Here is a 21232-nt window from a genome sequence, read left to right as displayed (position 1 = left end):
ATTTATACCTTCTCAATCAAGTTGCCATACTGCTCAAATATACAGCAGCTAATGGCTTAGGTATAGTGATAATTAGGTAACCTTTTGCAATACCCTCCCTAGAAAGGGGTGATGCTGTTCTTCACTTTTAGTGAGAATTTGTTAACAATATCCGCTAAGTAATTCATCGAAAGCATACAGCAGGTTGTGTGCTTTCAAAGCAGTGTATAGATGTAAAATATTAACTGCTAATAAGTAAGTAGTTGCTGATATTGAGTGTGATCAAGGGCGGTAGCGTATTGTGTTGAAGGGGCTTGACTAAAAATATGTTATATTTTACGAGTAAGGATGGTGTGCACTTTGAGTTTTGAAGAAAATGGATTTGAGATCCATTCTGGCTTTCTAGACAATGATTCAATAAATACAATCATTGATGAAATTGAAGCTTTAGATTCTGACTTTCCAAAGCATGGAATTCGAAATGCAGAGAAAAAATTAGCCTCTGTCAAAAAACTCGTTGATTCAAATTTACTTCGAAACAAAGCTGAAGGCTACTTATCAGGCAAGCCTGAAGTGGTTCGAGTTATTGTTTTTGATAAAACCCCCAATAAAAACTGGCTTGTCACTTGGCATCAAGACAAGACAATTTCAGTAAATGATAAGAAAGCAATACCCGGTTGGGGGTCATGGACTTTAAAGGATGGCATTAATCATGTTCAGCCAGATGTGAAAGTTCTAGAAGACATGGTGACTTTCCGCATACATCTTGATGAAGCAAATGAGAGTAATGGTTGCTTAAAGGTTATTCCTAAGAGCCATAGCTTGGGTATTCTTAGTAAAAATGAGCAAGATCGAGTAGTGAGAGAATCAGAAGAATATACCTGTCTAGCTAAGCCTGGAGATTTATTAATAATGAGGCCCCTGCTACTTCATTCTTCAAGCAAAGGCATAATGCCGCATCATCGCCGTATTGTTCATATTGAGTACAGCAGCTTTAAGTTACCACAGGGGCTAGCATGGGCTACTTAAATACCTGATCCTAATTAGTTTGATGGTGCTGAAAGCTCACCATCTAACCAGTCGCAAAACCTGGATTGCCATAAGCTCAGCTACTTCGCGCTTCACTTTTGGCAACCAGTTAGCATTTGCCTTTATATTTCAGTAGGAATTATCTAAATGTGTCATCCGGAGTTTACAATTGTGATAAGGATTAAAGGCGATTTCCCTTCTGTTGCAGAGTTAAAGATGATTCGAAAACTCGATGAGACAGTTGCCGATGTACCAATAGTGGAGCTAAAAAAGAGAATTTGCAATGAAGGAGTTCACCATATTGATGGGCTCATAAAACTTTATCTCAATGTTGTTGTAAATGAGTTGGATAAATACGAAATTAGCTATCTGGTCGAGTAAAAACATAACAAGTACAGGCAACATCGCCCCTTTGGAACTGAAATTCGCTGACACTCGGTCTGTTAGCGTTATACTTAAAGGAAACATCAATGAAGTCAGTAATATTTATTTTCCTTGCTATTTTTAGTTATCTTGCGAACGCTAATACGGCGTTTGAGATTCCAAGAAGTGAAGTAATTGAACTTCAGGAACCCATAACCAAAAGAGTTTACCCATTATTTGTTAAGATTCCCTATTCCTACAATTCAAGTGCTGACAAAAAATACCCTGTGATTTATTTAATGGATGCATGGTACAGCTTTCAAATTGTCTCAGGGGCAACACGCTTTACAATGAATAGAGGGGGAATGGAAGAGGCTATTACTGTAGGTATTTCATATTCAAAGGGATCAACGGATCATTCGAGTAGAGTTAGAGACTATACACCAGTTCAGGATAACGGTTGGAAGCGAGAAACAGGCAATGCTAATGGATATTCAAAATTTATTAAAGAAGTTGTTTTCCCTTATATAGAAAATAACTACCGAACAGATCCAACTCGACGTACTTTTGTGGGAAACTCGTTAGGTGGTTTATTGGGCACCTATATTTTGTTTAATTCACCAAACATGTTCGATAGCTATATTATTGGTAGCCCTTCTGTTTGGTATAAAAACAACTATATATTGTCGCAGCCAATGAAAACGCCTCGTACTCCAATTAAAGTTTATTTGTCTGTTGGTAGTTTAGAAGTGCCAACATTTGGCGCGAGAAATGATATGGTCGCGGGAGCTAAAGCTCTAGCAACAAAGCTTAATAAACAGCTTAAAAGTAAAGTTGACCTCAAGCTATCTGTAATTAAAAATGCAAGCCATGCAACAGCATTCCCAACAACAGCAATACAGGGTTTAGATTGGATTTATGCTAAGAAATTAAAAAATTAACAATCCTAATTGTTGGCGAGGTTTAAATCTTTTAGGCTTTGCATTGATGGAAGTTAGAGAGAAGCTTAGGGGATAAATTGCATAACATAGCTATTCAGCTAGCAATCGAGCATGCAAAGGATGAGCTGAAAGTTCGTGACATTACTTTAGCCGTTTTTGCTCATAATCAATCAGCAGTGAAATGCTATCAATCACTTGGATTTTACACTTATGATATTGATGAAAACTCAAGACAGTTTCATGGTCAAAAGTGGTCTCTTTTAAAAAATAAAGCTCGGGGTTATAGCAAAATAATCAGGCTAATATCTACCTACCATATAGTGTCAAGCATCTCACTGCTGCGGAGGTTTTGGTCGGCGGTCACAAGACGTGCATTATGAATTATTGACGTCGCTGCAATAATTCTATCAGCTGGATCACTGTTTATTTCTGAGCTGAATGTAACAGATAGTTCGGCTATTTCGGGAGAAATAGACTGTACTGAAATATTTCGAGATTGAAGGAATAAATTAATAAAGTTAGCTGCAGTTGTATCTATTTCAATGCGGCGCTTTTTGATGAGCATTGATATTTCCCAAATGGAAATATCAGAAATAATTAATGCATTGTATTGATCTGCTTTGTCAATTGCTTCAATAGCTTTTGGAGTAAGTTTTTTTGGTTCAAGCGCATCCCATATGATTGCACAAGTATCCATCAAGATCATGATAAGGCATCCCACTCAGACTCAATAGGGGTAGTGACATCATTTATCTTAGCATTTGAAGCTATAGCTTTAAGTTGCTTTCTGGCGAGCTCTCTTTGGTTTTCTGGCGGTGTTATAGTAGCTAACAGTTTGCCATTAGAGGTTACAGAAATCTGTTCTCCAGCATTTGCTATTTCTAAATATTTCAATAGGTTAGCTCTAAAGTCACTGATATTTATAGTTTGCATCTTGTTTACCTAAATAGTAGTTGTACAATCTATTTGTACAAGGGTATAGTGAATAGCATAACAATGCAAGCCTATAGACTTCACGTTACATGATTGTACCAATATTAAGGGCATTCTGTGCCCAGAAAAATTTAGAGATCCAAATATGAAACAAGCTCCAATAAAAGGTGAAATAGCGTTCGATGATTTTGATAAAGTAGATATTCGGGTGGGCACCATTACTGAAGTACTTGAGGTGGCAAAATCAGACAAATTAATGAAGTTAATAGTCGATTTTGGTGATCATACTCGCTCTATCTTGGCAGGGTTAAAACAGGAGCGAGAAAACCTTAAAGAAATTGAAGGCAAACAAGCACTTTTTGTTGTGAACTTACCTGAAAGAAAGATGGCAGGTGAAGTCTCTCAAGGTATGCTTTTTGACATCGGTTATGAAGACAAACTACAGCCATGTTTGGCATGCCCTGAACATTCAATGCCAAATGGTGCAAGGGCTGGGTAAGGAACAAAATACTAGTCTTATTTTATCCCTCAATAAGGCGTTATATTGTCAGCAGTTGAGAAAAACATGAAACAATCAATTGTACATATTGCTTTGGTTGTTCGCGACTATGATGAAGCATTAGACTTTTATGTATCCAAGCTAAAACTCGAAATCATTGAAGACACTTATCAACCTGAACAAGATAAACGTTGGGTAGTGATATCTCCACCTGGCTCAAATGGTACAACTTTACTCTTGGCTAAAGCATCAAAGCCAGAGCAGTTTGACTTTATAGGCAATCAGTCGGGTGGCCGTGTTTTTCTATTTCTAAACACAGATGACTTTTGGCGTGATTATCATCGAATGGTATCTGCGGGGGTAAATTTTGTAAGGCCTCCAACAGAGCAAGCATATGGTTTAGTGGCAGTTTTTGAAGATCTTTACGGAAATCTGTGGGACTTATTGCAACTGAACCCCAGCCATCCAATGGCTGCGAGGGAATAATAAACGCTTTAAGAGCGAACGTAAAAAATATGGCTTATGCTCGTTATTTGCTTAACTCATTGGTCCAACTCTTATGGGTGACCATCTACTTTCTGGTTCGGATGGGTTTTTTAATTATGTTAAAATTAATTCAATTACGAACTTGTTAATGCATGAAACTACCATAAAAGCTCAAGATTTAGCAGCCTTTGCAAAAAACAATGCTGGAAAGTATTCTGACGACATATCATTGGTATATGTACGAGTAAAGCCATGCTTTATGCTATAGCTTGAGTAGTAAAAAAGGACAGGTTTTCTTTATAATAAGAGGTGTTATTTGAAACCCACTTTTGACGATTTGAAGTATTTTTTAGAAGTGGCCAATACCAAAAATCTCTCTCGCGCAGCTGAGCGACAAGGGATTACTCAGCCCAGTATCAGTGCAGCGATGAAGCGGTTAGAGCTAAGTTTTGGTACTGCTTTATTGATTAGAAGTCGTAATGGCGTACAGCTTACTAAAGCCGGTATTGAGCTTCAGGCTTTGAGTAGAAAGTTTATGGCTGACTGGGAGCTGCTTAAATCTAGTGTTATTCGAGCTAGCACCGAAATGGGTGGTGGTTTTACAATAGGGTGCCACCCTTCTGTAGCACTTTATACATTACCTGTTATTGTTCCTAAACTAAAAGTTAAATACCCTTTATTGTCACTTAATTTTGTTCATGATTTATCCAGAAAAATTACTGAGCAAGTGATTAGCTATGAAATAGATTTTGGATTAGTGATCAACCCAGTTCGTCATCCTGATTTAGTTATTCAAAGATTGTTTTTTGATGAGGTGACTATTTGGAGTAATAGAGACATAATATCTCATCAAAATATGCATGGCGATAATTTTACTTTATATTGTGACCCCAATCTTAAGCAAACTCAGGAGTTACTTAAAAAAATACCTCATCTGTTCAAAATAGAGTTTTCAAATAACCTTGAGGTAATAGCTGCACTCGTTGCAAATGGGGCTGGATTTGGTATTTTGCCTGAACGTGTCGCTAAAGCAAGTCATAAACCGTTACATAAACTCGACGAGTCATATGCAACGGTTATAGATGAGTTATGTTTGGTTTATCGTGCCGATGCTCAGAATAATGCAATTAGTCAGAAGTTAAGGCATGAAATCAAAATGATGCTGTCTGAAAACTAATCAGGTGGTTTATTTTAGAGTTTCAAGTTGCTTGCAACTCACTGCACTTGCGATGGCATACACATTATCAAATGCTGACAAGGAGTCAAATACTTCACCAAATGTTTTACCGTTATTAGCGCTTATTGTAACAAATGTGCCATAGTATAGTGTGTCAAAATTAAATGCGAATGTAGCCCCTTTGTTAGTAACGGATACTGGGGTTAGCTCACCTGTTTCTGAGTCAGTGGGATAAATATTAGAAACGGTCACTTGTTTTACTAGTTCTTGGTAGTGTTTTGTGTAACTGTTATTACGATTAAGTGCTAGACCAATACCACAGTTACCACCTCTCAGTTGAGGGTAATTAACAAAAAACTCAACTTGTTTTGCTGAGCGGTCTAAAGTAACAAAGTCACCACTTTGTTTTATCCAATCTCCAGAGTTGACATAAACATAATTATTTGAATCGGCAGAAATATTAGTTGAGGCTAACCCTACAGCTGATGAAAAAAATACTTTGCTTATGATTTTTAATTTCATTTATATACTCCTTTATTGTCGGTTTAGTTTGATTCTAATCAGTCTAGAGGGGGAAATAAAATAGGTGTGAACGATGTATACCATAGGGCGAAACTATGGTAAAAAGTATAAATTAGGCTAAGCTGGCCCAGTACATACTTTTTGTTAGTTAAACTTCGCCTGATATAATTAACTAATTGACAGATTAGTAAGTGTACAGGTTAAGTTATTTCTACAAGATTTAACCCTCATAAGTTGTGAATGTGGAGTAATTTATGGAGTCATCTGATATACATTCCGCTGAAGATTTAGAACAATTTCGTCAAGCTGAAGAGTGGGAAAAAAGAATAAAGAAAAATGGGTTTTATAGAGAACATTTTTTTCAAGCGTTTTCTAAACAGTTAAATAATATCTTTGATGAGCCAATTTCAATTCTTGAAATTGGCTCTGGTCCTGGTCATCTAGCGGAGCATATTTTTCATTCTGTAAAAGTAGAGAGTTATACTCTTTTTGATCTTTCCAAGTCTATGAACCATATAGCATTAAATCGCCTTAAAAAGTACCAATCTTTTATTGAGTGTAAAGTAGGTGATATTTTATGTACAGAAAGCTTTGAAGGTTTAGGTAATTTTGATGCAGTTATTTGTATGCAAACTATCCATGAGGTCCGAGACAAAAGGCTGGCTGTAGATATTTATAAGAATGTAACTAAGGTGCTTAAACCAAATGGCTATTTTTTAGTGTGTGACTTTGTTTTAGGTGAGCAAGGTATGAAAGAGGCTGATATTTACATGACTGAGTTAGAGCAAAACCAGGCCTTAATAGATGGTGGTTTTAAATCTCCTACACTTGCTTTAAGTTATGCAGGGCTCACACTTTATTTTGCGCAAAAAAAGTCATAAGCAGTATGTTATTCAGTTATCAGCTTGTTGTGCTATGTTCTGAGAGTTGTTAGCCTGTAGTGTAAGTTTTTGGGTGCTGATAGACTCTTCGAGAATGGCTTTTAGGCTTTGATGCCTATAATTCATCCATATATTTTTCTATCTGCCTAGGGTTAAGGCCAACTGTCACCTGATCACCAATGAGTATCGTTGGAACACCTCGAGTACCTAGACGTTTATAATAGTCATAAGCAACAGAGTCTTTTTCAATATCTACTTCGCAATATTTGTAGTTTTTTCGATCAAGATATTCTCCTGCGCTCTTACAAACAGGGCACCAACTTGTTGAGAACATAATGATGTCACAGGTAGGATTTACCTCTCTCGCTGTAAATGGAGCACTACCGGGTTTTAGAACAAAAAACGCTGCTACTAGAACAATGATAGCCAACAAAAACTTACCCATTAGAACGACCAATTTCAGATATAAACTGAGTGTGTATAACAACTACTTTAAAGGTGCACTAAAACTTATTATAGCTTGGAACGAATAACGCTGACTATTCATGGATTTTATAGGGGCTTATTGATTATAAATGGAACAAGGTAAAATGGTTAATATGATAAGTTTAGACTGCCCATTTCAGGGCAGTGGATTAATTAGAGGTGCCCTGGTGCCCTAAATATTGAAGAATGCTTTGGCTGTTTCAGTGGTTTCTTTAGCCACTTGCTCTATGGGTTTGTTTACTTGTTTAGCGATAGTTTTTACCACTTCTGATAAATAACAAGGCTCGTTGCGTCGATTAGCAGGTTTTTTTGCTAAACTTCTAGGCAGCAGATAGGGAGCATCGGTTTCTACCATAAGACGGTTGTCGGGGATATCTTTTAATAGTGGATGTAAATGATAGCCACGTCGCTCATCACAAACCCAACCTGTAATGCCAATATGGCAATCCAAATCTAAGTAGCCATATAAAGCCTGCTTTTCACCAGTAAAGCAGTGAATCACTATATTTACTAAATGATCGCGAAACTCTCTTAAAATTGCTCGTTGGCGTTCGAACGCGTCTCGTTCATGACAAAATACTGGTAACTTAAGTTCAGCAGCCAGCTCAAGTTGTTGGATAAACACGTGTTCTTGTATTGGGCGAGGTGAGAAATCCCGGTTAAAATCTAACCCCATTTCCCCTAATGCCTTTACTTGGGGTTCTTTGGCTAATGCTTTTAGGTTATTGATTTGGCTGGTATGAAAATCTTTTGCGTAATGGGGGTGAATGCCTGCAGTACTGTAGCAATGTTCCGGCCATTGCTGGCAAAGGCTAAGGGCTGCTTCAGATTCAGTTAAATCGGTGCCGGTGAGTATTAGTGTGGCAACACCTGTGTTAATTGCACGTTCGATGACGGCTTTACGATCGTGATCAAAACGGTTGTTGGTTAAGTTAACACCAATATCAATTAAATGTAGCGGCTCACTCATAAGGGCTTATTCACTCATGTAAAAAGTGAATAGCTTACAGATTTTGTAAGGCTTGTGCAGCTTTTAGGCTATTATAGTAGGCATCACGCATGGCGTAGTCAGTGATGTTGTGTTCGGATAGTTCGCACCAGTTAATTTTTTGCCAGGCACCTTGCTCATAAAGCATAGTATTAACCAAAATGGTACCCATTAGCCCGTTAAAGTGAATAATGGCTTCTTTGTAGCTATCGGGAATGGGCATAGAGGCAACCAACTCATTCAATGGTTGATCCATAAAGGCATCCAGGGTAGAGAGTAAACCGACCAGAAAAGAGCCGCCTGGATCGGTTCCAGTGGTGTTTTTAGCTAATAGTTGGCACATCATGGCTCGAACTAGAGCAGTAATGGTTAACTCGTTAGGTTTGTCTGTAAGTTTACTCAGCATTAAAATGGTCACTAAATTACGTACCTGGGTGAGACCAAGAATAGTAATAGCCTGGCGGATGGACTCCACATTTTTTCCTCGGTGATAAAAGGAGGAGTTCACTAATTTCAGTAGTTTATAGGCAATGCTAGGGTCTTTATCAATAATGCCAGCCAACTCATCAAAGTCAATTTCAGGGTTTTGCAGCTTTGTCACTAACTCCATGACCACCAGTTTATTGGATTCCATCTTTTTGCCACTGAGTATTTCTGGTTTACACAAAAAATACCCTTGAAATAACTCAAACCCGAGTTGTTTGCAGTATTCAAACATTTGGTAGTTTTCAACTTTTTCTGCAAGTAGCTTAACTTTATGTTGTTTGAGTGTATTAAAGAGAGTGGCAATTTCTTCCTTATTGTGTACAAGCACATCAATTTTAATGATATCGACAAATGGGATGGCTTTGATGGTTTGACTGTCTAACTCAAAGTCATCAAGGGCGATGGTAAAGCCTTCATCTCTAAGCTTTTTAAGACAGGTTAATAGCTCTTTATCTAGCTTAACATCTTCCAATACTTCTAAAACAAAGCGATCAGGGTTTATCAACGTTTTTTGTAATAGTAAATTACGAGTGCAGTTGATATAGGCAGGATTGTCTCCAACCAGTTCATCAAGGTCAAAGGCGCTGAATACATTATCCAACAATTCAGAGGTAACCCTGTCGCCATCAGTTGCTTGAAGCGCATTGGGAGTGTCTGAGCGAAATAATAGCTCGTACCCTTGCAGTTTTTTACTCTGGTCGACGATGGGCTGTCTGGCCAGTAATGCAGCAATTTCTGTCATGATAGGCTGATACTTAAAATGCACATCTGATCTTCAGTGTAGAACAGTTCGGTTGAATCGTTTACTTACCGCTGAAAAAATTCTGACTGCGTATAACTAAATTGGGCCTTGGGGTTTCCTTACTGATTGATGACCAGTAAGTACTTTTCAGTAGGAGTCGGTTTGTTAATACGATGGCTGACCATTTTAGCATTAAGCTTAGTCTGGCAGCGCTCACTAAGACGCCAGAAAGGGCTACGGCCAGGATCAGCAATGATGATTTGTTGAACATTGGCTTTTAACGCTCGCCGAATTAAATTATATAAGGTGTCATCCATTGACTCCCAAAAGCAGATATCAGAGCCAACCAACGTGTGTTGGCCTTTTAATTGCTTTGTAGAGATTTTTTCAAACCGATTACGTTTAAACTCAACTTGCACTTGGTTTAAATAGGCGTGCAGGGCTAAATACGCAGCGACATGTTTATCAGCATCCACTGCAGTAACACTGGCATGATATTGCTTAGCTAAGAATACACTGGTAATTCCCCAGCCGCAGCCTAACTCCATAACCTTGGTTCGTTTAGGCAAAGGATGTTTTTTTAAGTAGTTCATTAACACAAAGCCAGATTGCCAGATTCTATGGCCATAGATTGCTGGCTGATAGCCTTGTGCTTTTAAACCCTTAATATATTGATGGCTGCCTTTTAATATTTTAACGCCACAGCTGGTTATCATATGTTTTGACGATGGTGTTGTTAGTTTGGGCATGATGTAAACTGAATTATTCTCCATTTATATCAGATGAAATTTGCACTTCCTGTGTATTAGAGGTGCCCTTAAATAAACTCATTTATGGTGGTTATTTTAGTGCTTTGACAAATAAATTAAAGAGTCATAGGCCTATTTTATTCTCTAATAGCCAATAAATATGCGTAGTGAGTATATTTCAGTGAGTTTATATTGGTATATTGAAGAAAGTAATTTGCCATGTTATGAGTGCTGCTCTTTAGATGTGAATTAGTAAGGATATACTCGGTGTTTGATGCGTTTGGTTTTGAAATATGGTTACTATTGTTTGCTGTCGCCAGTTTGGCGGGCTGTATAGATGTTATCGCTGGTGGCGGTGGGCTACTGGTGTTGCCTACTTTATTATCAGTGGGTTTAAGTCCTGCTCAAGCATTGGCAACCAACAAGCTACAAGCTAGTTTTGGTACAAGTACAGCAGTCATTCATTTTTCTCGTAAAGGGCAAGTAACCATTAAGTCGTTACTGTTTGCGATTGGCTGCACCTTTATCGGGGCCGCTATAGGGACAGTAGTGGTACAATTAATTGATAATACCATTCTCACCCAACTTATCCCTGTTTTATTGATAGGGATTGCCATCTATATGTTGATAAATCCTACTATCAATACTCACCAACAACAGCAAAAAATAACAGAAAAAACTTTTGCTCTTTTTATTGGGTTTGGCATTGGTTTTTATGATGGTTTTTTTGGACCTGGGACGGGCACTTTTTTTACTATTGCTTATATTACCCTAATGGGCTATAGCCTGACTCAAGCCACTATTCACAGTAAAGTACTGAACTGGGCAAGTAATATTGCATCGTTATTATTTTTTATTCTAGGCGGGCAGGTCGTTTGGGCTGTTGGACTGGTCATGGCTGCTGGCCAGGTGGTGGGTGCTTATTGTGGTTCTCATTTAGTGCTAAAACAAGGCAGCAAAATTATCAGACCATTACTCGTTATTATTTGTGTAGTAATGAGTGTGAAGCTATTAATGGATTAAGGTAAGGACACGTCTACTAATTGTTCAAGACCCTGTTAGCTTGTGCAGAGGCCATAAACAATTATTAGTGCCCTTAAACGACTTAGCCATTCACTTTGGGGTTAACATGAAAGAATCGTGAGAATCATAAGGTCATCTAAAATAATGTAATTTAAAAAATGATGATATACCCTTTATGAATCATTATAAGGTGTGAAGAGCATTGGTATGGTAGTAGGAGGTAAGGTGTGAACGATGTAATCCGTTATTTTCTTTTAATAATCACCAGTCTGGCTCCACTCAGTACAATGGGGCAGCAGTTTTCTCACCAAGGCCCACCTGCTCGTATTGTTGAACTCTACACATCAGAAGGTTGCAGTAGCTGCCCGCCAGCTGATCGCAGTTTATCAAAGCTCACTGAATCCCCAGGGTTATGGCAAGACGTTATTCCTCTAGCTTTTCATGTGGACTATTGGAACTGGTTAGGCTGGAAGGATCGTTTCAGTAAAGCAGAATATTCAGCACGGCAGCGGGCATTAAGTGCCAATGGTAATGTCCGCTCGGTTTATACCCCAGGTTGGGTAGTGGATGGGGCTGAATGGCGTGGCTGGTTTAAAGGCCAGGGGCTACCTAGGCAAAAATCTCAACCAGCACCGGAGCTAACCTTAGATTTAGCTAATAATCAAGCTACCGTAACATTTACTAAAAATGGTAACTGGCAAGCTAACTTTGCGCTGTTAGGGTTTAATTTACAAACAGCGATAAAAGCTGGAGAAAACCGAGGTAAACATCTGGCCCATGATTTTGTGGTATTAGACTTTCAACAGCAAGTGAGTGAAAAATCAATTTGGCAATTTACCATACCAGCAGCACTTCTTAATAATCAAAAACTAGCCGTCGTTAGCTGGATAACCCGGCCCGAACGATTTCGACCTGTTCAGACCGTAGCAGGGTGGATAGAAAAATAAACAACTTATTTTAATAGACCCAAAGCGTAGGGTTTTTATACCCCTAGGGCACAAGGGTGAAGCTGTCGAGCGACGACAACAAACCATAAAAACCATACGAGAAGGGTATTACTCGTTTTTCATTACATTCAATAGGGATTGCTGCAGTATTTTAGCACTCGCTTTTAATTCATTAATGGGAGCACCTTCATTAACACCGTGGTAATTGACAGGAGGCCCCATTGTGCCACCTGCAAACATTGGCCCTACAGCAAGTAAGTTAGCATGTCCTTTGGCATCAGTTCCTCCGCCAATAGCCAGTCGAGGGCACTCCTCACCTTTCACTGATTTATAAGCAGCATCGATATATTTAAATAAAGGACCATCAATCCGTCGTATGTCTGGAGCAGTCGAGCGTTGAGAGAAAGATTTTACTTGGCTTTGATGTTGTTGATTAAATGCACTGGTTAACTCAGTAAATATTGCCTTAAAGCGACTATTGCCTGGTAAAAAGCCTTCAGTAATACCATCCCACTGACTAGTCTGATGGCCTGTTGCGTAACGAATATCTACCCTTAGCCGTATTTGCTTATCATTGGCTTTTACTCGGGTGACCGCATAAGTAGTGCCATTATCCTTGCTGAAAACATCATCATAAGCTTGTAATAACTGTGGATGTTTTTCGCCAAAAACATAAGTGCCCCACATCCACTCAATAAATTGAGTCATTTGACTGAAGTCATTTTGCGCGAGATAGCCTTGATTAACCTTGCCTGCCAAATAGTTTGCTAGAGAGACCAGGGGGTTGGCACCTTCAGCTCGGTTTGCATGGGGCACTGATCCATGCTGAGCACCTGCAACTTTGGTCGTTAAAATTAATTGGTCACCTTCTAACATGACCTTTAATTTAGCAGGACGATAATCAATATCATCAAATGTAAACTGTTTATAGTCTATCATAACCTGCTTTGCATAGGCTTTTAATTGCTGCCTAGGGCCTTTTATAATAGCAGTTGCAGTGTCTGGAATTTGGTTAGAAGGGCCCGGAGGAGTAAATAAGTCTGCTATCCACAACTGGTCGTATGACTGTTGAGGCTGCCTTGGCAAAGTGAAAATGGGTCGTTCAATCCCTTTTTCGGCTCTGACACACCAAGCAGAATCAAATACGACACCTACCGTAGGAGGTCGCTGCTTAGGGTCTTTCATATAGTGGGGCATGCTCATGCCCGTTTCTTCAGAAGTATCAAATAGAATTTCCAGTTGCCAGTCATCTAGTAAAGGGTTGCCATCTAGTTCTTTAGCAAGGGATTGTAACGTTAATAAACTGACTACCGCGGGGCCTTTATCATCAATGGCACCTCTCCCCACTAGAAAATCGGTTAACTGGCCACGGTATTGGTGTTGCTCGATCCTTGCTTCAAAAGGTTTCCAATCACTATTACCCGGTGGGACCGTATCTAAATGTGCAATAATAGAAGCTTTTTTGGTCCCTCTGCCTATCCGATAGCCAAATAACCAGTAATCACGCCCTTTGATGTGTTTTTTCCATTCAAAGGAAGAAAATTTATCTACTTGTTGCTGGGAGTTGAAATCACTCATGATACCACTGATATAGTCGCGTAAATTCGCCATATTCTTTCGCATAATGGCTTCATTAGTACGGTCAGGTGTACGATAGGTGGCGTGTTTGATAAACGCTTGAGTGGTGGGTAATAGCTGACTATCAATTAGTTGATCAAGTGAGGCCGTATTGGGTTGTGATGATTTTTGGAATAGTTGGCAGCCGCCAACTGATAAAAGCCCAGCCAATAAACAAATTGCGGTTAATGGTGAATAAAGAGAGCGCTTCTCAGCAGGGTAATTTGAGGATAATCGCTTTTGATATGACAGTTTCATTGAGCCTCCATGCACTTTGTTATTATTTTTTAATACAAAATAACAATTCAGGCACAGAGAGTAAACCAGCAATGCAGTTAAAAGTAGTTGTTAAATAAGTCACTCAACAATTAAGGAGAGTCAGCTTTCGAGGGGTGGTTCAAAAGCTGACTAGTTAAAGCTAATAGAATACTTTTATGCAGGGCTATTGATTTATTAATCAGCTGCTAATATACCCTTCGCGAATGATTTTTAGAGTTTGTTGCCATCACTCCTCACCTCAATCACCTATTATTTATAGGCTCATGAGGTTTCGTAGCTTGATAGCCGCCCCTAAAAGCCATTCGCATTGGGTATAAAACACTGATGCTTACCTAACGATTGCCATACACTGGCTTTGCCAGGTTCTTCCCCTTTTGTCCACCATCTGGCTTTATAACGAGTGCCTTGATGATGAATTATACTATCTGCTGGATAAGCTTTACTGGCATGCCAACTAAGAATGACTTTACTAAGTAGTTTCCAAGCTTCTGTTTTACCAGGCTCATTACCACTATTCCACCAGTTAGATTGCCAAACCAAAAAGTTATAGCTGACTTTAGTACCTGACTGATAGGTTTTATTAGGCTGCCAGGCAGGATAATTTTTGGCATTAGGGTCTTTATTGCAGTCTTTGCCTGGGTCACTAGTTGTTGTTACTTGTAAGGACCAAAGGCGCTGCACATTCGTTTGCCCATCACTGACACTTAGCCCAAATTTAAAAATAGTGTCTTGTTGTACAGCTGGTGTAGTAAAGCTGATTTTATTGAGTTGAGTATTATCAACTTTAATGCCACTGGGTATTTTCCATTCGAAGCTTAACTGATCACCATCCGGGTCAGTTGATTGACTTGCATCCAGGGTAACTGTTGTATTAGCTTTTGCTTGGGTTGGGCCTGTAATGTTCACTTGAGGAGGTCGATTACCAGGGGAGGTGGTGTCACAAAAAGTCTTGCCATCAAATTGGAAAACTTCAGAGCCATGCAGAGTTTCTCTGACTTTTGTGGGGTTTCCTTTATTGTCAGACGCAATCACTTGACTAGTCACTGTTCCAGCATAAGCTTGGCTAAACTGATAATAACCACCGTCTTGTAATGGATTACAGACGGCGGCATTCATGGCATTTAAAATTAAGCCATTATCTGTTTGAGCTTCCCAGGCAAAAATACCCCCTAAGCCATATTTTTTAATTAATTTGCCTTTGGCAATTACCGATCGAGGTGAGTCAAATGCTTCTACATGAGCATAATGATAGTTATCATTATTTAGGTTGGTATGAGGTTGCCAAATGTACGCCGATTCTGCTTGTCGATCATAATACAAAAATTGAGTATCTTCTTGCATAAAATGATCGTACACATCACGAAAGTCACTAACCCCAAATTCAAATGTGCCTTTATTGCCTAGCCCTTTACTATTACTGTTGCTCCATTGTTGGGCTTTACCATGCCAGTATAATTTTGCATGCTGGGCTTTTGTTTTTACATATTGCCAACCACGACTATAACTAGCAGCGCCTATAGTTAATTTGGCCATGGGAAAGTCAGGGTATAATTGCTGAACTGTTTTTACAGCACCTTCTGCACTATAATTGCGCATCACTTTAGTTAGGGAAACTGGTTGGCCATTATATAAAATAATATTTCCTAACTCGTCAGTAGCATTCCCTTCAACATTATAGGCACCTGCAATCGGTTTGGCATAAACACCGGTATGATGTGCAGGGTCTTTGCCCCAAGCGCCATAAAGGTCATAGGTCATTAAATTAATAAAGGTAAAGTCATCTTTAAGGGCATTTAAATCAACTGCAGCCAATTTTGCTGGAGAAGCTGAAAGTGCCGCTGTTAACTGAAAACTGCTACCAAATTCAGTTGTTAACGCATGACGCAGTGCTTTCACAAAAACAGTAAAGTTTTCTCTATCTTCTACATAACCTGCGGTTAAATTAGGACTCAGCCCTGATCCACCAGGAAATTCCCAATCTAAGTCAACACCATCAAATACACCAGGATAGGCATTGATGGTATCAATAATGGATTGGATAAACGTTTGCTGCCGTTCTGGTGTTTTTACCATGTCATAGAATGGATCACTCAGTGTCCAACCACCGATAGATAACATGCCTTTTAAATGAGGAAACTGCTTCTTCATGGCTTTAATTGAATCGAGTAGGTGAGGATAAGCTAAATAATCATAAGGTGATATTTCAAAATCTTGTTGTTTTTTGGTTACGCCAATTTTAACTAAGTCACCTTTTAAATTGTCATGTTGATCGGGAGCTAAGCCTTGACCACAGCTGGCTCGCATTACCGCTTTGTTTCTTGAGTCTTTGCCAAATTGAATGTCTAACCCATTATTTTCTGTAGCATTTGGCCGTTCATAATCGCAAATACCAACAAATGAATAAAACAGATGCGTAATATTATTAGCAGCAATATAGTCAGCGGTATAGGCACGTTCCCAAACACCCCATTCACCCATATAAAGACCTACTATTTTACCACTGTGGGTAACATTAAACGGCTGATGATGTTCTTTAGTTGCAGACCAGTTCCTGTCCTCTGGTTTGACCAACCGAATTTTTTTATATTGAATTTCATTTTTCCAGTTTAATCCGGTACGTTCAGCTAGGTAAATGTGGTAGTCACCTGGACGAAACCCTGCGTACTCTTTAAATGGGTCTTGTTCATCCCATTTCCAATCGTAAAATAATTTGAAATGGTCACGTTTTCCAGTATATTTACTGACTTTAAAATCATAAGGCACTGTCATCGTTTGGTCAGGTATATTACCTGACTCTGCTTGAGTTATTTCTACCGAATTAGCGGTTGTCGGTGTAGAGATGAAAAAACTAATCATGCCGGTAAATAATGAAGATGCAAAAAAATAGTTGTTATTTTTTGCATAAAATTGTCTTTTGCTTGTTAGGTGATCAGCCATGACATTCCCTCCCTGGAAATATTGGATATAAGTTAACTAAGACCTTTCTTTGAAGAGTTATTATTGTTGGTAAGCAACAGGTTAAGTATAGCGTAATATCACTTGGATTATAGGCTATACATTAATAGATAATTGGTTTTAAAGTGGTTTGATTGGGTGTATTTTATTGAAAACTGTTGAAAAAAATGCCTTATTTTTAATACGTTGCAATATATTAGTAAAAGGTTAATTTAAACTAATAGTATATTGTAATAGTTATTTTTGCTGTGAGTAGTTGAGTGGATATTTCAAAATAAGACTTTTGTCTACTATTTAGTAGCAGTATGATTTTTATGATTGTGAGTCATGGCGTAACCTGATTCACAATTATTTTGTAATTCTGAACTGCTTTCGTTACTAAAGGGAGTTTAGTTATGGATATGAATAAGCAGGGATGGACCAAAGGAGATTGGTCTAAAAATATAGCTTGTAGTTTTCTGGGAACTATTTTGTTAGGCGCTACATTTGCCAGCTTTGCCAAGCCGCCATTTGAGCCCGATTTGGTGAAAAATGGTAATCGCTGGTTAATTACTTTTTATAATGATGCTGATCCCAAACATGCTCAGTGGGCTACTCAGGGGTTATGCTTTTATTATGCGCCTACAGCAGCCAGTAGTACTCAACAACGTTATTACTGGGTTTCTGATACTTATCCTGACTGGAATGGCATGGCAGCCCAAGAGGGTGATCAAGTCTTTATGCATGGTGATTTTCAGTGGCCATATGGTAACCCTGATGGGGGACATGATGGTATGGAATGGTCTTTAGTTGCTCAGCCAAATGACAATATTGGAATAAAGGCCGTTGATATTGGAGCTGGCCATTGGAAAGAGTGGGTGGAAAATGGCCACTTTGGGCGGACCATTGGTTTTGGGAATACACTGTTAAGGCGCGTAGGAAAGTGCAACGTTGATAGCGCGAAAGATGCTTTGGAAAAATACCGTCACTTACCCAGACGGGATGATATTGAGAGTCCAATGGGGATTAAGCATAAAGACTCTCAATAGTTTTATCTCTAGCAATAGTGTTATCCCAAACGTTGAGGTAAGTGTTGGCTTAAATAATCTACAAACAATCGTACTTTAGGAGACAGGTGGCGGTTGTATGGGTAAACGGCCCACACCGCTGTCTGAGGCGGTTGGTATTGATCCAATAATACCCGCAGCTCACCTCGCTCAATGGCAGGCTTAACATAATAGTCTGGTAATTGAGCGAGTCCTAATCCTTTGCTGACGGCGTTAAATAAAGCGGGCCCACTGTTACAGCGCCAGCGCCCCTTGACTCGATACTCCTTTAACTTACCTTCCAACTGAACCAGCCAGTAGTCTGTAGAACCAATCAAACAATTATGCTGTTGAAGCTCTGATAGAGTATGCGGCGTACCAAATTGTTTTAAATAGCAGGGAGTTGCACAGATAAACAACCGACGGGGAGCAATGCGCTTAGCAATTAATGAGGAATCTTTAAGAATGCCCATCCGAATGGCCAGATCAAACCCCCCTTGAATAATATCCAGGTTTTGATTACTGAGGTTAACATCAATGCTAAGGGCAGGGTGGTCGGCTAAAAAATCATTAAGCAGCGGGATAATAAAGCGTTCACCAAAGGTAGTGGCAACAGTCATCCGGAGCAGACCTTGTGGAGTAGTTTGCATATCTGAAACAGAAAGCTCGGCTTGAAGAAAGCCACCGAGCAAGTGTTGGCACTGTTCAAAATAGACCCTGCCCACATCCGTTAAGGTGACTTTACGGGTGGAGCGATACAATAGTTGAGCACCTAACCTGGCTTCCAGGCGTGAAATTAGCCGGCTTACATGAGAGTTAGATACATTCAGCTGCTCGGCAGCAGCAGAAAAGCTCCCTTGTTTAACCACTTCCACAAATGCTTCGATGCCATCCCAGCGACTCATTATTGCTCCTCAGAAACAGACTTTTGTTATTCGCTTTGTTCTACAGCAAGATAGCTTTAATTAAACTGCAATATACCGCTGATAGGCGGTATAAGTGAAGCCCAACTCTTGGCTTTAAAAGGGTAAAGCATCTTGTCTCAGTTTCACCCTGGTAAGGGTGTTAACGTAGTTCAGAAAATGCTAAAAAAAGTTGGTATTCAGACAAAATCTGTGTAAAAAATATACAGTTAAAGAGTTGTATAAAAGCAATAAAAAAGTACAACTTTATGACAAACAAAAATAAATACAAGCAATCAAAATAAACTGACTGCGATCTGTCTTGCCTTTGAGGAGTTAGCAATATGACGATAAATAACTCTACCCTTCGTACTATAGGCTTCGTGCTGGTGGATAATTTCACCATGATTTCGCAAGCATCTGCAGTTGAAGCCTTACGAATGGCCAATCATATTTCTCAACAGCCCCTTTATCAGTGGAAGGTTTTATCCAGTGATGGTGGGCCAGTAACAGCCAGCGATGGTGTGACGATTCAAACAGATGGAAGTTTCAACACCATTGATCAAGTATTTGACTGGATCATTGTGTGTGGTGGGTTAAAGATAAAAGAGCAGTGTAATAAAGCACTGATCCAATGGTTGCAACGTCAAGCAAAAAAGAAAGTAAAACTGGGCGCTATTTGCACAGGGAGCTATTTATTAGCCAAAGCAGGATTATTAGACGGCTATGGTTGTACAATACATTGGGAGCATATGGCCAGTTTTAAAGAAGAATTTCCCAAGCTGAATGTCTGTAATGGTTTATTTCGTTTTGATCGCGACCGGGTGACTTGCAGCGGTGGGACTGCACCATTGGATATGATGTTAGATCTAATTGGCCGTGAACATGATCGCGCGTTAAGTGCGGACATTTCAGAGATGTTTTTATACGACCGGATTCGTACGGAAATTGAGCAACAAAAAGTGCCGTTAAAACACACGCTGGGTGTGACTCAACCTAAACTGGTTGAAACGGTTGCACTGATGGAAGCAAACCTGGAAGAAACGATTTCGCTAGATGAACTGGCCAGTTATGTGGGGTTATCTCGCCGTCAGTTGGAAAGGTTGTTTTTAAAATACCTTGACTGCTCTCCCTCTCGCTATTATCTCAAGCTTAGGTTGCAACGAGCCCGTCAACTACTTCAACAAACCAATTTATCGATTATTGATGTCGCAGCTGCCTGTGGCTTTGTTTCTACGCCTCACTTTAGCAAACGTTATCGGGATTGTTTTGGGATTCCTCCCCGAGATGAGCGACTAACCCTCCACAGTAAATCGATGACATTACAGTAGCCTTCCTGGCTACTGTATTTAGCCAATATTTTTAATATTACAAAAAAGTATCCCCTTTTTTTTGCTATCCCCCTCATCAATAATTTAATTTATTTAAATATTCTTTCTGCATGATTTAAATTTTTTGAAAAAATTAGTAATGCAACATAGGTGGTTGTTGTATTGGTCTTGATACTAATGGTTTTTTATGGATAGAAAAAATAAATTAAGTACTTAAAATAAAATCACTTGAATTGCTCTGTAGTGTTTGTGTTAAATTAGCAGCTAATTTAGCGATCATTACTTAAAGATCGTTATTGATCTGATAGTGAATACGTAGAAGTTGACTTGATGTTTCGGATAACCACTATATAGGCTTAACTTAATACCTGGTTGCTATCGGTAAGTACTGGGTTTGTAAAATTGCATGCCTCATAACAATTCTATTTGGTTGATTATATATTGCGATTTCTTCTAGAGAAATTTTTTAGTGAGTATAGTGATTGAAATATAGTCCTGTAGAGTCAAGCTTGAATAAAGTTTTTCTTGTGGTTGCTAAAATAATGGCTTTGTCTTGTTGTCTGCTCTGCTATTGATAAGGCAGCTTATATTTATGTATTAAATTTGTCGAAATTTGCTTTGATTTTGAGCTAGATATTCTTGTTTGAATTATTTTCGTTATTAGGCGTTTTTTTTTAGAAAAATTTTAAATAGATTAAGGAGTAAATACGTTGACTATATCATCAGTTGAAAGTAGTAAATGGAGCAGTATTCCTACTGTTGAGATGTTGACTAATGCCGCATCCGTATTTCTAAAAAAGCAAGGTGCTAGTTATCAATACTGTAGACACTTTTATGCAGCAATAGCCCCATAGTCGCTTAACTGTTCATACACTTGAGCGACTTTTTTATT

The 21232-nt window shown here is 39.0% G+C and carries 23 protein-coding genes; 13 read left to right on the top strand and 10 right to left on the bottom strand.

Annotation, left to right across the window (positions count from 1 at the left end):
- The first annotated feature begins 339 nt into the window (after positions 1 to 339).
- From ORQ98_RS26625 to ORQ98_RS29725, 4 genes are all read left to right on the top strand, one after another.
- Positions 340 to 1008 carry a phytanoyl-CoA dioxygenase family protein gene (locus tag ORQ98_RS26625; protein WP_274691862.1) on the top strand — a complete coding sequence of 223 codons (669 nt, stop codon included), beginning with the start codon at positions 340 to 342 and terminating at the stop codon, positions 1006 to 1008.
- A 147-nt stretch (positions 1009 to 1155) separates the two neighbouring features.
- Complete coding sequence (locus tag ORQ98_RS26620; RefSeq protein ID WP_274691861.1) at positions 1156 to 1389, top strand: hypothetical protein; 234 nt, start codon at positions 1156 to 1158, stop codon at positions 1387 to 1389.
- Positions 1390 to 1478: 89 nt separating this feature from the next.
- The gene (locus ORQ98_RS26615; RefSeq protein ID WP_274691860.1) at positions 1479 to 2312 is read left to right on the top strand and encodes an alpha/beta hydrolase; all 834 of its coding nucleotides are present in this window, start codon (positions 1479 to 1481) and stop codon (positions 2310 to 2312) included.
- Between the two features lie 77 nt (positions 2313 to 2389).
- The gene (locus tag ORQ98_RS29725; RefSeq protein ID WP_425347720.1) at positions 2390 to 2692 is read left to right on the top strand and encodes a GNAT family N-acetyltransferase; all 303 of its coding nucleotides are present in this window, start codon (positions 2390 to 2392) and stop codon (positions 2690 to 2692) included.
- Here the strand turns inward: ORQ98_RS29725 and ORQ98_RS26610 are convergent.
- Both ORQ98_RS26610 and ORQ98_RS26605 read right to left on the bottom strand, forming a co-directional pair.
- Positions 2623 to 3018 (bottom strand): type II toxin-antitoxin system VapC family toxin, encoded by a 396-nt coding sequence (locus ORQ98_RS26610; RefSeq protein ID WP_274691859.1) that lies wholly within the window; start codon positions 3016 to 3018, stop codon positions 2623 to 2625. The genes ORQ98_RS29725 and ORQ98_RS26610 overlap by 70 nt on opposite strands.
- Positions 3015 to 3245 (bottom strand): type II toxin-antitoxin system Phd/YefM family antitoxin, encoded by a 231-nt coding sequence (locus tag ORQ98_RS26605; RefSeq protein WP_274691858.1) that lies wholly within the window; start codon positions 3243 to 3245, stop codon positions 3015 to 3017. The genes ORQ98_RS26610 and ORQ98_RS26605 overlap by 4 nt, the downstream gene beginning before the upstream one ends.
- Positions 3246 to 3390: 145 nt before the next feature.
- Between ORQ98_RS26605 and ORQ98_RS26600 the strand changes: the two genes are divergently transcribed.
- The 3 genes from ORQ98_RS26600 (at position 3391) to ORQ98_RS26590 (ending at position 5407) form a co-directional block, all read left to right on the top strand.
- The gene (locus ORQ98_RS26600) at positions 3391 to 3744 is read left to right on the top strand and encodes a hypothetical protein (protein ID WP_274691857.1); all 354 of its coding nucleotides are present in this window, start codon (positions 3391 to 3393) and stop codon (positions 3742 to 3744) included.
- A 66-nt stretch (positions 3745 to 3810) separates the two neighbouring features.
- On the top strand, positions 3811 to 4230 hold the full coding sequence (locus tag ORQ98_RS26595) for a VOC family protein (RefSeq protein ID WP_274691856.1): 420 nt from the start codon (positions 3811 to 3813) through the stop codon (positions 4228 to 4230).
- A gap of 316 nt (positions 4231 to 4546) precedes the next feature.
- A complete protein-coding gene (locus ORQ98_RS26590) occupies positions 4547 to 5407 on the top strand; it encodes a LysR family transcriptional regulator (protein ID WP_274691855.1) in 861 nt (286 codons plus the stop codon).
- 9 nt (positions 5408 to 5416) lie between these two features.
- On the opposite strand, the gene ORQ98_RS26585 is transcribed toward ORQ98_RS26590, so the two are convergent.
- The gene (locus ORQ98_RS26585; protein ID WP_274691854.1) at positions 5417 to 5929 is read right to left on the bottom strand and encodes a hypothetical protein; all 513 of its coding nucleotides are present in this window, start codon (positions 5927 to 5929) and stop codon (positions 5417 to 5419) included.
- A 254-nt stretch (positions 5930 to 6183) separates the two neighbouring features.
- Here ORQ98_RS26585 and ORQ98_RS26580 point away from each other — a divergent pair, with 254 nt between their 5' ends.
- Positions 6184 to 6810, top strand: coding sequence for a class I SAM-dependent methyltransferase (locus ORQ98_RS26580; protein ID WP_274691853.1), 627 nt, complete (start codon positions 6184 to 6186; stop codon positions 6808 to 6810).
- Positions 6811 to 6925: 115 nt separating this feature from the next.
- Here the strand turns inward: ORQ98_RS26580 and ORQ98_RS26575 are convergent, their stop codons facing one another.
- From ORQ98_RS26575 to ORQ98_RS26560, 4 genes are all read right to left on the bottom strand, one after another.
- The gene (locus tag ORQ98_RS26575) at positions 6926 to 7255 is read right to left on the bottom strand and encodes a glutaredoxin domain-containing protein (protein WP_274691852.1); all 330 of its coding nucleotides are present in this window, start codon (positions 7253 to 7255) and stop codon (positions 6926 to 6928) included.
- A 213-nt stretch (positions 7256 to 7468) separates the two neighbouring features.
- Entirely contained in the window at positions 7469 to 8266 is a 798-nt protein-coding gene (locus ORQ98_RS26570) for a TatD family hydrolase (protein WP_274691851.1), read from the bottom strand.
- Positions 8267 to 8300: 34 nt separating this feature from the next.
- On the bottom strand, positions 8301 to 9512 hold the full coding sequence (locus tag ORQ98_RS26565) for an EAL and HDOD domain-containing protein (protein ID WP_274691850.1): 1212 nt from the start codon (positions 9510 to 9512) through the stop codon (positions 8301 to 8303).
- Positions 9513 to 9631: 119 nt separating this feature from the next.
- Positions 9632 to 10261 (bottom strand): class I SAM-dependent methyltransferase, encoded by a 630-nt coding sequence (locus ORQ98_RS26560; RefSeq protein WP_274691849.1) that lies wholly within the window; start codon positions 10259 to 10261, stop codon positions 9632 to 9634.
- A 267-nt stretch (positions 10262 to 10528) separates the two neighbouring features.
- Between ORQ98_RS26560 and ORQ98_RS26555 the strand changes: the two genes are divergently transcribed.
- Together ORQ98_RS26555 and ORQ98_RS26550 are read left to right on the top strand one after the other, a co-directional pair.
- Entirely contained in the window at positions 10529 to 11284 is a 756-nt protein-coding gene (locus ORQ98_RS26555) for a TSUP family transporter (protein WP_274691848.1), read from the top strand.
- Positions 11285 to 11511: 227 nt separating this feature from the next.
- Positions 11512 to 12231: a DUF1223 domain-containing protein gene (locus ORQ98_RS26550; protein ID WP_274691847.1), complete on the top strand. Its 720-nt coding sequence runs from the start codon at positions 11512 to 11514 to the stop codon at positions 12229 to 12231.
- Positions 12232 to 12339: 108 nt separating this feature from the next.
- On the opposite strand, the gene ORQ98_RS26545 is transcribed toward ORQ98_RS26550, so the two are convergent.
- Positions 12340 to 14106 carry a M20/M25/M40 family metallo-hydrolase gene (locus ORQ98_RS26545; RefSeq protein WP_274691846.1) on the bottom strand — a complete coding sequence of 589 codons (1767 nt, stop codon included), beginning with the start codon at positions 14104 to 14106 and terminating at the stop codon, positions 12340 to 12342.
- Between the two features lie 312 nt (positions 14107 to 14418).
- Entirely contained in the window at positions 14419 to 17064 is a 2646-nt protein-coding gene (locus tag ORQ98_RS26540) for a glycosyl hydrolase family 18 protein (protein ID WP_274691845.1), read from the bottom strand.
- Between the two features lie 413 nt (positions 17065 to 17477).
- Here ORQ98_RS26540 and ORQ98_RS26535 point away from each other — a divergent pair, with 413 nt between their 5' ends.
- The gene (locus ORQ98_RS26535) at positions 17478 to 18110 is read left to right on the top strand and encodes a hypothetical protein (protein ID WP_274691844.1); all 633 of its coding nucleotides are present in this window, start codon (positions 17478 to 17480) and stop codon (positions 18108 to 18110) included.
- A gap of 20 nt (positions 18111 to 18130) precedes the next feature.
- On the opposite strand, the gene ORQ98_RS26530 is transcribed toward ORQ98_RS26535, so the two are convergent.
- Positions 18131 to 19012, bottom strand: a complete 882-nt coding sequence (locus ORQ98_RS26530) for a LysR family transcriptional regulator (protein ID WP_274691843.1) — start codon at positions 19010 to 19012, stop codon at positions 18131 to 18133.
- Positions 19013 to 19353: 341 nt separating this feature from the next.
- Here ORQ98_RS26530 and gbdR point away from each other — a divergent pair, with 341 nt between their 5' ends.
- Together gbdR and ORQ98_RS26520 are read left to right on the top strand one after the other, a co-directional pair.
- Positions 19354 to 20340: a choline metabolism transcriptional regulator GbdR gene (gene gbdR / locus ORQ98_RS26525; RefSeq protein WP_274691842.1), complete on the top strand. Its 987-nt coding sequence runs from the start codon at positions 19354 to 19356 to the stop codon at positions 20338 to 20340.
- Between the two features lie 710 nt (positions 20341 to 21050).
- Positions 21051 to 21194 (top strand): hypothetical protein, encoded by a 144-nt coding sequence (locus ORQ98_RS26520; RefSeq protein WP_274691841.1) that lies wholly within the window; start codon positions 21051 to 21053, stop codon positions 21192 to 21194.
- Positions 21195 to 21232: the final 38 nt, after the last annotated feature.

It is taken from the genome of Spartinivicinus poritis (genome assembly GCF_028858535.1).
GTDB classification, from domain to species: Bacteria; Pseudomonadota; Gammaproteobacteria; order Pseudomonadales; family Zooshikellaceae; genus Spartinivicinus; species Spartinivicinus poritis.
This window is presented reverse-complemented; position numbering and strand designations above follow the sequence as displayed.